The following is a 12912-nucleotide window of genomic DNA, read 5'->3' on the forward strand; positions in this document are numbered from 1 at the left end:
ACCGCATTCACGGGCAACGGCCGGGTCAGGCGGGGAGGTTGACCAGCTCCGCGAGGTGGGCCCGGTGCTTGCCCGGCGTCCCCAACGCGATCTCGTCCGCCTTCGCCCGCTTCAAGTACAGGTGCGCCGGGTGCTCCCACGTCATCCCGATGCCGCCGTGGAGCTGGATCGCCTCCTCGGCCGCCTTCACCGCGATCGGCGCGACCCGCGCCTGGGCCACCGCCACCGCGATCGGCACGTCCGTCCCCGTCGCCAGCGAGTCCGCCGCGTACCGGGCCGCCGCGCGGGCCAGCACCAAGTCCGTGTACAGGTTCGCCAGCCGGTGCTTCAGCGACTGGAACCCGCCCACCGGACGCCCGAACTGGTAGCGCCCCTTCAGGTACGACACCGTCTCCGTCAGCGCCCACTCGGCGACGCCCGTCTGCTCCGACGCCAGGATCCCGGCCCCGAACAGCAGCGCCTCCTCGAGCGCGGCGGCCGCCGAAGGACCCGACGCCACCAGGGTCGCCGGCGCGTCCGAAAGGGACACGTCCGCCACCCGGCGCGTCAGGTCGAACGAGACCAGTTCGGACACGGAAACGTCGGCCGCCGAGACGACGTACAGCTCCGGTCCGTCCGGGCCCGCCGCCGGGACGACCAGCAGGTCCGCCACCGACGCGTCGGCCACCGTGCCGACCCGGCCGCTGAGCCGGCCGCCGGAAACGGTCACCGACGACGGGAACCCCGCGCCCGGCGCCGTCGACAGCGGCACGGCCAGCGCGCCGATCGCCGAACCCGAAGCCAGCTGCCGGACGAAGTCGCCCGCCGAAGCGCGGACCAGCGCCGTCGTCGCCAGCACCACGCTGCCCAGGAACGGCACCGGCGCCACGCTGCGGCCCAGCTCCTCGGCCACCACGGCCACCTCGCGGGCCGACGCGCCGTGCCCGCCCAGCTCCTCGGGCACCGCCAGCCCGGCCACGCCGACCTCCTCGGCCAGGGTGCGCCACAGCTTCAGGTCGTACCCCTCGGCCGTTTCGACGCGCGCCAGCAGCGCCTCCGCCGATGCCTTGTCCTTCAACAGGTCCCGGACCGAAGCCCGCAGGTCTTCCTCGACGTCGGAATAGAGCAGATCGGTCATCGGGGGAGGTCCTTCCAGGCGACGTCCTTGTCGACGCGCGGCTCCGAGGGCATCCCCAGCACGCGCTCGGCGATGATGTTGCGCAGGACCTCCGAGGTGCCGCCCTCGATGGAGTTCCCCTTCGCGCGCAGGTAGCGGTAGCCGGCTTCGCGGCCGGTGAAGTCCACAATGGCCGGACGCCGGAACGTCCAGTCGTCGTACGCCAGGCCCTCTTCGCCGAGCAGCTCGACCTCCAGGCCGGTCAGCGCCTGGTTCAGCTCGGAGAACGCGACCTTCATGGCCGAACCCTCCGGGCCGGGCGCGCCCGCCGTCAGCTGCTGCCGCAGCCGGGTGCCGGCCAGCCGCAGCGTTTCCGCCTCGACCCAACGCTGCACCAGCCGGTCACGCAGCTCCGGCGTACGCAGCTCGGGCCGTTCGCGCCAGGTCTTCGCGACGATCCCGATCAGCCCGCCCTCGCGTGGCTGGACGTGCCCGCCGATCGCGACGCGCTCGTTCATCAACGTCGTCTGCGCGACCTTCCAGCCCTCGCCGACCGCGCCGAGGCGCTGGGCGTCGGGGATCCGGACGTCGGTCAGGAAGACCTCGTTGAACTCGGCCTCGCCGGTGATCTGGCGCAGCGGCCGGACCTCGACGCCGGGCGCGGTCATGTCGCACAGGAAGTACGTCATGCCCTGGTGCTTCGGCACATCGGGGTCGGTGCGCGTCACGAGGATCGCCCACTGCGACTCGTGCGCCCCCGACGTCCAGACCTTCTGGCCGGTGACGATCCAGTCGTCGCCGTCGCGCACCGCCCGCGTGCCCAGCGCGGCCAGGTCGGAGCCCGCGCCCGGCTCGCTGAACAGCTGGCACCACACCTCCTCGCCGGTCCACAGTGGACGAAGGTAGCGCTCGCGCTGTTCCGGCGTGCCGAAGGCGAGGATGGTCGGCGCGGCCATGCCGAGGCCGATACCGATCCGGCGCGGATTGTTGTCCGGTGCGCCCGCTTCGGTGAACACACTGTCCACAGCGGACTGCAGCGCGCGCGGCGCGTTCTGCCCGCCGAGGCCGGCGGGGAAGTGGATCCAGGCGAGCCCGGCGTCGAACCGGGCCCGGAGGAACTCCAGCCGGTCGGTGGCCGCCGGGTCGTGCGCGGCCAGGAACTCGGTCGCCTGGCGGGTCAGGTCTTCGGCGGTGACAGTCACTTCGCGCCCTCCGAGAGGTACTTCTTCAGCTCACGCCGGGCGAGTGAGCGCTTGTGGACTTCGTCCGGCCCGTCGGCCAGGCGCAGGGTGCGGTTGCCTGCCCACATCGCCGCCAGCGGGAAGTCCTGGCTGACGCCGCCGGCGCCGTGCACCTGGACGGCCTTGTCGAGGATCCACTCGACGGTGATCGGCGTCGAGATCTTGATGGCCTGGATCTCGGTGTGCGCGCCCTGGTTGCCGACGGTGTCCATCAGCCACGCGGTCTTGAGCACGAGCAGCCGCTGCTGCTCGATCTTCACGCGGGACTCGGCGATCCAGTCCTGCACGACGCCCTGCTGCGCGATCGGCTTGCCGAACGCCTCGCGCGAAATCGCGCGGCGACACATGAGTTCCAGCGCGCGCTCGGCCATCCCGATGGCGCGCATGCAGTGGTGGATCCGGCCCGGCCCGAGGCGGGCCTGGGCGATCGCGAAGCCGTCACCTTCGCCGGCGATCAGGTTCTCGACCGGCACGCGGACGTCCTCGAAGAGCACCTCGGCGTGGCCGCCGTGGTCGCTGTCGTCGTAGCCGAAGACGTGCATGCCCCGCTTGACCGTCAGGCCCGGGGTGTCGCGGGGGACCAGGATCATGCTCTGCTGCTTGTGCGGCGCGGCGTCCGGGTCGGTCTTGCCCATGACGATGAAGATCTGGCACGCCGGATTCATCGCGCCGGAGATGTACCACTTGCGGCCGTTGATGACGTACTCGTCGCCGTCACGCCGGATCGCGGTCTCGATGTTGCGGGCGTCGGAGGAGGCGACGTCCGGCTCGGTCATCGCGAACGCGGAACGGATCTCCCCGGCCAGCAACGGTTCCAGCCACTGCTTCTGCTGCTGCTCGTTGCCGAACATGGCCAGCACTTCCATGTTCCCGGTGTCCGGCGCGGCGCAGTTGAGTGCGGTCGGCGCCAGCCGGATGCTACGGCCGGTGATCTCCGCGAGCGGCGCGTACTGCAGGTTGGTCAGGCCCGCGCCGTGGTCGCCGGGGAGGAAGAAGTTCCACAGGCCGCGCTTGCGGGCCTCGGCCTTCAGCTCGTCCATGACCGGCGGGATGGCCCACGGGTCGTCGCGTTCGGCGAGCTGCCGCTCGAACACGGGCTCGGCGGGGTAGATGTGCGAGTCCATGAACTCGAGGAGCTTCCCGCGCAGTTCCTCGGTCTTCTCGTCGAACGCGAAGTCCATTTACTTCTCCTCTTTGAGAATCTCGTTGCCGTGCGAGATGAGCAGCGGGACACCGGCCCCGACGCCTTCGAAGCCCGCGCCGACCGTCTTGCCCTGCGTGTAGCGGTAGTGGATGCCTTCCAGGATCACGGCCAGCTTGAAGAACGCGAAGCTGACGTACCAGTTCAGCTGCGAGACGTCCCGGCCCGAACGTTCGGCGTAGCGCCGCACGACTTCGTCGGTCGTCGGGTAGCCCGGGGCGGAGCTGGCGTTGGAGACGAACTGCAGCGACACCTTGTCGCGCTCGGCGTAGGCCACCAGCAGCGCGAGGTCGGTCAGCGGGTCGCCGAGCGTCGACATCTCCCAGTCGAGCACCGCGGAGATCTCGTCGCCCGAGTCGACCAGGACGTTGTCCAGGCGGTAGTCGCCGTGGATGATCGACGGCTTGCCGGACACCGGCACCGCCGCGGCGAGCCGGTCGTGCAGCTCTTCGATGCCGTCGAGGTCGCGGCTGCGCGAGGCGTCGAGCTGCTTCTTCCACCGTCGCAGCTGCCGTTCCAGGAAGCCCTCCGGCCGGCCGAAGCCGCCGAGCCCGACCGCGGCCGGGTCGACGGCGTGCAGGTCGACGAGCGTGTCGACCAGGGCGTCGGCGATCGCGCGGGTGCGCCCTTCGCCGAGCTGCGCGAGCTCGTCGGCGGTCCGGTAGGGCGTGCCTTCGACGAAGCTCATGACGTAGAACTGCGCCCCGACGACGTCGGCGTCCTCGCACAGCAGGATCGCTTCGGGCACCGGCACGGCGGTGTCGCGCAAGCCGGAGATCACCCGGAACTCGCGGGTCATGTCGTGCGCGGTGGGCAGCACGTGCCCGAGCGGCGGGCGGCGCACCACCCAGCGCGAGCGGCCGTCGCCGACCACGTAGGTGAGGTTCGACCGGCCGCCCTCCACGACGTCCGCGGTCAGCTCCCCGGCGACCAGGCCGGGCCGGTGCGCGTCCAGGTGGGCGCGCAGGCGGTCCAGGTCCAGGCCCGGCGGGTCGGTCGGGTTCATCCAGCCTCCTCAAGCTTCGTCCGGGCGAGCATACCGACTAGTCGGTATGACGTACATACTTCGCCGGGAAACGTCACTTTCCCCGCGAAAGTGACGCTTCCCGGGTGGCATCACGCCAGGAAACGCGTCACCCATTCGGCGACGCAAGCGGGCTTCGCTTCGCCGTCGATCTCGACCGTCCACTTGGACACCGCCTGCTTGCCGCCCGGGATGTCGGTGACCTCGACCAGCTCGGCCCCGGCGCGCACCTTCGAGCCGACCTTCACCGGCTGCGGGAAGCGGACCTTGTTGAGACCGTAGTTGATGCCCATCTTGATGCCGTTGACCTTGTAGATCTTCGGGCCGAACGCCGAGAGCAGCGACAGCGTCAGGAAGCCGTGGGCGATGGTGCCGCCGAACGGGCCCGCGGTCGCCATCGGCTCGTCGACGTGGATCCACTGGTGGTCGTCGGTGGCGTCGGCGAACAGGTTCACCCGGTCCTGGGTGACCTTGACCCATTCGCTGTACCCGAGGTGCTCGCCGACTGCCGCGGCGAAGGCGTCCAGGTTCTCGAACTCGCGCATCGCCCTCAGTCCTTCGGTCCGCCGGCGGCGTAGATGACCTGGCCGGAGATGAACCCGGCGCCCTCGCTGACGAGGAAGGAGGCCAGGTGGGCGATGTCGTCGGGCGTGCCGACGCGCTGCACCGGGATCTGCGACGCGGCGGCGGCCTTGAACTCCTCGAAGCCCATGCCGATCCGCTCGGCCGTCGCGGCGGTCATGTCGGTGGCGATGAAGCCCGGCGCGATCGCGTTCGCGGTGACGTTGAACTTGCCCAGCTCGATGGCGAGGGTCTTGGTGAAGCCCTGCATGCCGGCCTTCGCGGCGGAGTAGTTGACCTGGCCGCGGTTGCCCAGCGCCGAGGTGCTGGAGAGGTTGACGATCCGGCCGTACTTCTCCTGCGTCATGTACTTCTGCACCGCGCGGGTCATCAGGAACGAGCCCTTGAGGTGCACGCCGAGGACGGAGTCCCAGTCCTGCTCGGTCATCTTGAAGATCAGGTTGTCGCGGGTGATGCCGGCGTTGTTGACGAGCACGACCGGCGGGCCGAGCTCATCGGCAACACGGGTGACGGCGGCGTCGACCTGCTCGGCATCGCTGACATCGAGGGCAACGCCGACGGCCTTGCCCCCCTTGGCGACGATGGCCTCGGCGCCCTGCTTGACACCGGCCTCGTCGAGGTCGAGCAGCCCGACGGCAAAGCCGTCATCGGCCAGCCGCGCGGCCACGGCGGCACCGATGCCACGGCCGGCACCGGTGACCACGGCGACACGGGAAGGGGAATCGGTCACGGGGACCTCCTCGTCGTTGAGAAACGGGCTCGTGCCCGCGAGCCTACTAAGCGGTTGCTTTGTGGAGGATACGCGTGACTGATCCCCAAAGTGGTGACAGCATGCGCAGGATCATAGCCATGGCCGAAGGTCGTAAGTTGGCTGCTCCACCTGGGGGAATCACTTCGGGTAGTCAGGTCCACTGTGGCCTTGACAAGCCGGCAAACGCCAGTCCTGCGATTGGGAGCTTTGATCCGGAGCCGCCGAGGTCGTTGCCGGTTCTGGCCGGCGGTCTCGGCAACCAAGTCCGCCTCGGACCTCTCGGCCGGCTTCGGTCTGTGGTTCTCCGACATCCAGCTCGGCCGGAACCTGCGCGACACGGTCACTTTCGGCGACGGACTGTACCTGCGGTGGCTGGCCAACAGCGCCTTGTACTCCGTGGTCGGGGCGGCCGCAGCCACGCTGCTCTCGGCGATGGCCGGCTACGCGTTGGCGAAGTTCACCTTTCGCAGGCGATCCGTGACCTTCTCGGCGATTCTGGCGGGCGTGCTCGTCCCGCCGACCGCGCTCGAGGTACCGCTGTTTCTCATGCTCGCGGGTGTGGACATGACCAACGCCTCGCTGCTGTCGATCATCCCGTTGATCCTGGCATCCCTGGCTTTGCAACGGTTCTGGCGCACCGGGTTGGCGGCGGGGAGTGTGAAGGACCGACGAGATGCCGGCTCAGGCGAACCTCGACGAGCGCACGCAGTCCTCAGCCGGCTGCAGGCGTAGAGGGATCGCGCCGTGGCCACCGAGGCGCGGATCGCGGTCATCCCGGGCTACCCGGGGCCGGGGTAGCCCGGGACGCGACGAAGTCGCGTAACCGAGGGCTCCCGTGTTCGTCGGCCACGCCGCATCGCGCCGGTGAACCGGCGCGTGTCCGGGTGTCGGCAACCGTGCCGAAGTCACGAAGGCCCGGCTTCCCGGCTGCCCCGGCTCGGTCCAGGCGGGGTGGCGGTGCGGGTGAACTCGTCCCGGTTCCGGTGCACCCGGCGGCGAGCCGGACCGGACATATCGCTCGCTCTCCGCGTACAGCACTGCCGCCGAGGCACCGAGGATCGTTACCCGTCGGCAGTTCGGGCGATCGACCGGGCGAGCCGGGCGAACACCAGGTCGTGGGCCGGTTTCTGGAGGAGCCAGTAGGCGTCCCCCAGCTTGCCGGCCGGGGTGAACCGCACCTGCTGGCGCAGGCGGCTGCCGGACCCGGCGGGTTCCGCGCGCAAAGTCAGCTCGGCGTCGCCGGGCAGACGCATGTCGGCGGTCAGCACGAGTTCGCGACGGATGTCGTCCCGGTGCCGGACGGTCCAGAAGTCGATGACGTCCCCCGCGCCCGGTCGTTCCGGACGACCTCGATACAGCCCCGCACCGCCGACGGCCTGATCGAGCAGACCGCGCAGTGCCCAAGCGGGACCGGGAGGGAACCGGCCGCGGTCGCCGCCCAGCCCGGTGATCGCCCGCCAGAGCCGCTCGGGGGCTGCGGCCGAGCTTTCGATGTACTCCTGGCGGTAGGCCCGGCCCGTCGGCGCCTCCGGCAGCCGGACGCCGAGTGCTGCCCGCAAGGCGTTGTCGAGACTCGTCGCTCCGGTGGGCGGAGCTGGCAGGACGGTCTCCACCGGGACGTCGGCCGGAAGCAGGTCGTGGTCGAGCGACGCGAACAACCCGGCCGCGACCAGGGCCGGAACGGGCGACGTCACCCCGGCGACCCGGGCGGCGAGCTCGTGCGACCACACCGGTGCCGGCAGCGCGAGCGCGGCGGGGCGGCGCAGGACGCGGGCGCACCGGCGCACCAGGTCGTGGTAGCTGATCGTCTCCGGCCCGCTGACGTCGAAGCGGCCTCGCAGCGGCGCGTGCTCGATGGCCGCTCGCAGGTAGTGCCGGACGTCGGCGAGGGCGACCGGACGGCTGCGCCGGGCGGTCCACCGCGGCCGCGGCCGGATCGGCAGCCGGGCGGTCCGGGACAGCAGTTCGACGCCGGCCGATCCGAGGCCGAGGATCATGGACGCCTGCAACGCGACCGCCGGGACGTCGCCGTCGAGCAGGATGCCGGCCACTTCCGATCGGGAGGCCAGGTGCGGCGACACCTCGGTCACCGGGCGGGGCCCGCCGAGGTACACGATCTGCCGGACCCGCGCCGCGGCGGAGGCGACGGCGAGACGTTCGGCGATGACGCGGTCCCGCTCGGCGAAGTCGGCTCGCGTCAGCGAATGCACGAGGTGGAACACCACGTCCGCGCCGGCGACCGCGGCCTCGAGCGCACGCGGATCCGCCGCGTCGCCGAACGTCACCTCGACGCCGGTGGGAAAGCCGTGCGCCGCGGACCGGGACAGAGCGTGGACGGGATGTCCGGCGGCGATGAGGTCGGCGACGAGCGCCCGGCCGACGAAACCGGTCGCTCCCAGCACCGTGCACCGCGGCGGCGAGGTCATCACGAAGCCGGACACGACGCAGCACCGCGCAGGCCGAGCCGGTTCGCCGGCGGTCCGGCCGCGCCGGCGGTGCGCTGGTAGACGTCGGCGAAGCGACGGGCGACCTCGTTGATGCCGAAGCGCCGCGTGACGGTCCGGTGTCCGGCGGCCGCGGCCGCCCGGGCCCGGGCCGGGTCGTCGGCCGCGGCTCGGACGAACGCGGCGAGCGCGTCACCGAAAGACTCCAAGTTCGACGTGTCGGCGAGCAGGCCGTTGCGGCCGTGGTCGATGTAGTGGCCGAGGCCGCCGCGGCGGGGGCCGAGGACGAGCAGGCCCGCGTCCATGGCTTCGAGCACGGCGATGCCGAATTCCTCTTTCCGGCTGGGGCAGACGTAGAGGTGCGGCGTCGGCGCGGGCAGCCGGCGGGCGAGGCCGTGCTCGAGCACGCGGACGTCTTCGTTGCTCATGGCGGCCAGCACCGCCAGGCGGCCGGCGGCGGCCGGGTGCCCGGCCGCCAGCTGCCGGATGCGGTCCAGGATCCGGGCCTCGTCGCCGGTCGGGTGGACCGGGTCGCCGCCGACGAGCACGAGCGCGCTTCGCCGGTACAACCCGCGCGTCAGCCAGGCTTCGACGAGCAGGTCCTGCTGCTTGACCGGGTGGAGCCGGCCCACCGACAGCACGATCGGCAGGCCGCTCGTCGCCGGCATGAGCCGGGGCAGCTCGGGATGGGGCCGGAACAAGGACGCGATCAGCTGCTCCTCGCGGGCGTCGGACGCGGCCGCCGGCGAGAGCACCGGGATCCCTTCGGCGACCGACTCCGGGTCCGGACGTCCGTGCAGCTGGGGGAAGTACCCGGCGAGCTCCCCGGCGGGGCGGCCGGGCAGCCCGAGCAGGGTGTCCGCGGCGGCCACCAGCCGGTCGGCGGCGTACATGCGGTGCAGGTCGAACCGGGCCGCCGCGGGGTCCGGCGCGCCGCCGGGCCGGTGGCGCTCGGCCAGCGATCGGTGCGGGTCGGCGGTGAGGGTGAACACGGTCCGCGCCCCGATCGCCCGGGCGGCGTCCGCGATCGCCGCCGAGCCGTCGTCGGAGTAGCGCACGTGCACGACATCCGGGGTGCACCCGGCGAGCCACAGCAGGTGCCGGGCCAGGAACCCAATGGCTGCCCGGTGCCGCGGGAGGCCGGTCTGGGGCGGTCCGCCGGGGGAGTCGACGGGCAGCCGCAGCACGACGTGCCCGGGGTCGCCGTCGTCCACGAGGCTGGTCCGGTCGCGCACGACGTCGTGGCCGGCCAGGGTCAGCGTGACCACCCGGGCGATGCCTCCGGTGCGGGGCAACGCCTTCCCGAGGTGGCGCAGCAGGACGGTCAGGCCGCCGCTGGCGCCGGCGCCGGGCTGGTCGAACGAGCCGAGCAGCATGGACTGCGCCACGGTGAGCCCACCGGGGTCCGGTGCCGGCACCGTCCACAACGGACTCTTCAGGCCGTGCCCGGACTGGCGGGCCAGGCAGACGGCGGACAGCGCGTGTTCGTAGGGGTCCTCGGCGCGGAGGTGGGCGGCCGCCAGGACTTCCGTCACCTCCGGTGCCGCCTCGCACTGGGACAGGTAGCGCCACGCGGCGTGCCGGCGGGCGCGGTCGCCGTTATCGGCGACCACTTCGCCCAAGGGAAGGCAACGAAGACCGTGTCGTTCCGCCAGATCCAGGAGCAGGGCGCCGCGAGACGATGACGCCGCGGCGAAAGCGGTGCCGACCGCGGCGGCCGCGGCCGCTTTGCCGTGGGTGGCCACGGCGTCGGCGAAGAGGTCCAGGGCCACTGAGCGGGCCATCTCGTCGAGCACGGCTTCGCCGGTCTCCGGGATCGACGCGAGGACGTCGCCCGCTTCGGGCACGTCGGCCCTGCGGCTCAGGGCCCGCAGGGTGGCCACCGCGTCGCCGGGGTCGGCGTCGCCCGGCCGCCGTCCGGCGTATTCGACCAGTGCGGGGCCGGCGAATTCCGTGCTGAAGGCCCGGCTGACCGCGTCGACGTCGGTCGCGTCGGCGCCTGGCCGCAGTCTCCGGAGGATCGCCAACGGGTCGGCGACAGCGGTCATCGAGGTGTCCGGAACGGTCACAGCGCTGCTCCAGTGGTCGGGCCGTAGGGTCGGCGGTCGAGAGGGAGGAGTCCGGGATGACGGCACCGCGGATCGTGGTGGTGAGCCCGCCGTTCGCTTCGCACGCGCGTCCACTCGCGACGGTGGGGGCGGCGCTGGCGGCCGAAGGCGCGGAGGTGACGTTCGCCTGCGCGCCCGCGTTCGCGGGCTTGGCCGCCGAACACGGGCTGCCGTTCACGGCGCTGGCCTTCGGTGACAACGCGAACACGGGCATCGCCGAACGCACCCGCCAGGAAGCCGATGGCGCCCGGCGGCTGGCCGAGTTCCTCGACGCCACCCGCGCCGGCGCGGTGCCCGCCCTGCTGGCCCAGGCCCGGCACCGGCGGGCCGACATGCTCCCCGACCCGGATGCCGTCTTCGCCTCCGTCCGGGCCCTCGACGAGCGGCTGCGGCCGGACTGGTACCTGATCGACCAGCTCGCCTACGCCGTCACGCTCGCGGTGCACACCCTCGGCCGCCGCTGGGCCGCCTTCTGCCCCGGCCATCCCAGCTACGTCCTCGACGGCGCGGACCGGTTCTTCGGGCTGCCGCCGTACTGGCCGGACGCGATCCGGCCCACCGGCGGCGAACTGGACTCGCTGCGCGCCGAAGCCGAGGTCAACGACCGCACGTTCACCGCGCTGTTCACCCGGTTCGTCGCCGAGCACGCCCCGGGTCGCCCGGCTCCGGCGAGGGCGTTCGGGCTGACCTCTCCGGAGGCCGTGCTGTTCAACTACCCGGAGCTGCCCTGGCTGCCCGCTCTGCCGCCCGGTCCGGCCCACGTCTTCGCCGGGCACTGCAGCGACGTCGGGAAAGCGCCGCTGCCCGGCGAGTGGGCCGCGCGCGTCGACCGCTTGACCGACCGCGGCCGGCGCAAGCTCGTGCTCGTGTCGTTCGGGACGTTCCTGTCGGCCCGCGACGACGTGCTGCGCACCGTCGTGCGGGGTTTGCTCGACCTGCCCGACGTGGCCGTGCTGGTGGCCGCGGGCGACCGGGCGGCCGCCGTCGGCGCGGCGTTCGCGGGGGAGCCGCGGGCCGGGATCGTCGAGCAGGTACCGCAACGGGCCTTGCTGCCGCGGGTAGCGGCCGTCGTGCACCACGGCGGCAACAACTCCTTCACCGAGTGCCTGGCCGGTGGGGTGCCTGCCGTGGCCCTGCCGTTCTCCAGCGACCAGTTCGCCGTCGCCCACGACCTCGAACGCATCCCGGCCGGCCGGGTGCTCGACCCGCACCGGGCGACACCGGACGCCGTGACCCGGGAGGTCGCGGCCGTGCTGGCGAACGCTCATGACCTCGGGGAAGCGGGGCGGCGGCTCGTGGCCGGCCGAGGACCGGGCCGCGCCGCGCGCGAGGTGCTGTCAGCCATGCGACGCCCTCCGATCACCGATGCACAGACGATGCGAATCTAAGCGCGCGGCGCACTCACTGCCGCGCAAGTCGACGATGACGCTGCCGGACCTGCTCGGCCGAGACGGTGTGGTGACAAGAAAATCGCAGGTAGAGTGCGGATGGGGAGTCGTCGCCAGGGTGGCTTGCTGCTCTCGAAAACGGGATTTCTGCATCGAAGTTGAATCGGAGTACTCGTGGAAGGAGCTTCTCGTGGCCCCAACGCCGCCCGTCGTGACCGCGCTCCGGGAACGGGCCCGCGACGCCCTGTTCGCGCGCATCGCGGGCCCCGACGGTCCCCGCAACCGCGCTCGCATCCACGGCGCGCCCGGCCCGCGGTGGTTCGCTCCGGGAAGTGCGATCCAGCAGGTGCACGGCGACACCGCGATGTTCGTCGGTGGCCTGCGCGCACTGCTCCTGCAGTCGTTGCACCCGCTGGCGATGGCGGCGGTGGCCGCGCACTCCGGCTACCGCGGCGACCCCTGGGGCAGGCTGCAGCGCACCAGCACCTTCCTCGCCACGACGACCTTCGGCACGGCCGACGACGCCGGCCGCGCGGTTTCGGCCGTACGAGCCGTGCACCAGCGGGTGCGCGGGGTCGCTCCGGACGGTCGGTCCTACCGCGCGGACGACCCGCACCTGCTGGCGTGGGTGCACATCGCCGAGGTCGACAGCTTCCTGCGTGCCCACCAGCGGTACGGAGCGCACCCGCTCGACGACGCGGGCCGGGATCGCTACGTCGCCGAGACCGCCGTCATCGCCCGCGCACTGGGCGTGCCCGACCCGCCCGTGACCGTGGCCGCGCTCGAAGCCGAACTGGCGACGTACCGCCCGGAGCTGCACGGCACCCGCGACGCGCGGCTGGCCGCCCGCTTCCTCCTGGTCACCCCGCCGATCCCGTGGCCGGCGCGGCTTCCCTACGCGGCGCTGGCCGCCTCGGCGGTGGCGATGCTGCCCGGCTGGGCACGGCCGGAGCTGCGGCTGCCCCACCTGCCGGTCGCCGAGGCCACCCTCGTGCGCGTCGCCGGCACGAGTCTCGTGAAGGCGGTGCGCTGGGTGATGGCGGCACCGGCACCCTCGGCCGCGGCCTGAGCGGTGTC

General features: G+C 72.4%; 11 protein-coding genes. 3 read left to right on the forward strand and 8 right to left on the reverse strand.

Going from position 1 to position 12912, the window contains the following annotated elements; all coding sequences use genetic code 11:
- Nucleotides 1–25: 25 nt before the first annotated feature.
- From ACERZO_RS02360 to fabG, 6 genes are all read right to left on the reverse strand, one after another.
- On the reverse strand, nucleotides 26–1117 hold the full coding sequence (locus ACERZO_RS02360; protein WP_372660903.1) for an acyl-CoA dehydrogenase family protein: 1092 nt from the start codon (nucleotides 1115–1117) through the stop codon (nucleotides 26–28).
- Nucleotides 1114–2298, reverse strand: coding sequence for an acyl-CoA dehydrogenase family protein (locus ACERZO_RS02365; RefSeq protein WP_372660906.1), 1185 nt, complete (start codon nucleotides 2296–2298; stop codon nucleotides 1114–1116). The genes ACERZO_RS02360 and ACERZO_RS02365 overlap by 4 nt, the downstream gene beginning before the upstream one ends.
- Nucleotides 2295–3518, reverse strand: coding sequence for an acyl-CoA dehydrogenase family protein (locus ACERZO_RS02370; RefSeq protein WP_086864005.1), 1224 nt, complete (start codon nucleotides 3516–3518; stop codon nucleotides 2295–2297). The genes ACERZO_RS02365 and ACERZO_RS02370 overlap by 4 nt, the downstream gene beginning before the upstream one ends.
- Nucleotides 3519–4544, reverse strand: a complete 1026-nt coding sequence (locus tag ACERZO_RS02375; protein ID WP_372660909.1) for a phosphotransferase family protein — start codon at nucleotides 4542–4544, stop codon at nucleotides 3519–3521.
- Between the two features lie 110 nt (nucleotides 4545–4654).
- On the reverse strand, nucleotides 4655–5107 hold the full coding sequence (locus ACERZO_RS02380; protein ID WP_372660912.1) for a MaoC family dehydratase: 453 nt from the start codon (nucleotides 5105–5107) through the stop codon (nucleotides 4655–4657).
- Between the two features lie 5 nt (nucleotides 5108–5112).
- Nucleotides 5113–5874: a 3-oxoacyl-ACP reductase FabG gene (fabG, locus tag ACERZO_RS02385; RefSeq protein WP_372660915.1), complete on the reverse strand. Its 762-nt coding sequence runs from the start codon at nucleotides 5872–5874 to the stop codon at nucleotides 5113–5115.
- 228 nt (nucleotides 5875–6102) lie between these two features.
- On the opposite strand from fabG, the gene ACERZO_RS02390 reads away from it, so the two are divergent.
- Nucleotides 6103–6627: a hypothetical protein gene (locus tag ACERZO_RS02390; protein WP_372660918.1), complete on the forward strand. Its 525-nt coding sequence runs from the start codon at nucleotides 6103–6105 to the stop codon at nucleotides 6625–6627.
- 329 nt (nucleotides 6628–6956) lie between these two features.
- Here ACERZO_RS02390 and ACERZO_RS02395 read toward each other — a convergent pair whose 3' ends face one another.
- Together ACERZO_RS02395 and ACERZO_RS02400 are read right to left on the reverse strand one after the other, a co-directional pair.
- Entirely contained in the window at nucleotides 6957–8336 is a 1380-nt protein-coding gene (locus ACERZO_RS02395) for a DUF2867 domain-containing protein (protein ID WP_372660921.1), read from the reverse strand.
- The gene (locus tag ACERZO_RS02400; protein WP_372660924.1) at nucleotides 8321–10408 is read right to left on the reverse strand and encodes a glycosyltransferase family 4 protein; all 2088 of its coding nucleotides are present in this window, start codon (nucleotides 10406–10408) and stop codon (nucleotides 8321–8323) included. The genes ACERZO_RS02395 and ACERZO_RS02400 overlap by 16 nt, the downstream gene beginning before the upstream one ends.
- Nucleotides 10409–10464: 56 nt before the next feature.
- Between ACERZO_RS02400 and ACERZO_RS02405 the strand changes: the two genes are divergently transcribed.
- Entirely contained in the window at nucleotides 10465–11835 is a 1371-nt protein-coding gene (locus ACERZO_RS02405) for a glycosyltransferase (protein WP_372660927.1), read from the forward strand.
- A 190-nt stretch (nucleotides 11836–12025) separates the two neighbouring features.
- Nucleotides 12026–12904 carry an oxygenase MpaB family protein gene (locus tag ACERZO_RS02410; protein ID WP_372660930.1) on the forward strand — a complete coding sequence of 293 codons (879 nt, stop codon included), beginning with the start codon at nucleotides 12026–12028 and terminating at the stop codon, nucleotides 12902–12904.
- Nucleotides 12905–12912 lie beyond the last annotated feature (8 nt).

The organism is Amycolatopsis kentuckyensis, assembly GCF_041679295.1.
Taxonomy (GTDB): Bacteria; Actinomycetota; Actinomycetes; order Mycobacteriales; family Pseudonocardiaceae; genus Amycolatopsis; species Amycolatopsis kentuckyensis_A.

Coding starts and splice junctions, on each gene's coding strand:
- ACERZO_RS02360 (WP_372660903.1), bottom strand. CDS start 1,117: ATGACCGATCTGCTCTATTCCGACGTCGAGGAAGACCTGCGGGCTTCG.
- ACERZO_RS02370 (WP_086864005.1), bottom strand. CDS start 3,518: ATGGACTTCGCGTTCGACGAGAAGACCGAGGAACTGCGCGGGAAGCTC.
- ACERZO_RS02375 (WP_372660909.1), bottom strand. CDS start 4,544: ATGAACCCGACCGACCCGCCGGGCCTGGACCTGGACCGCCTGCGCGCC.
- ACERZO_RS02380 (WP_372660912.1), bottom strand. CDS start 5,107: ATGCGCGAGTTCGAGAACCTGGACGCCTTCGCCGCGGCAGTCGGCGAG.
- ACERZO_RS02405 (WP_372660927.1), top strand. CDS start 10,465: ATGACGGCACCGCGGATCGTGGTGGTGAGCCCGCCGTTCGCTTCGCAC.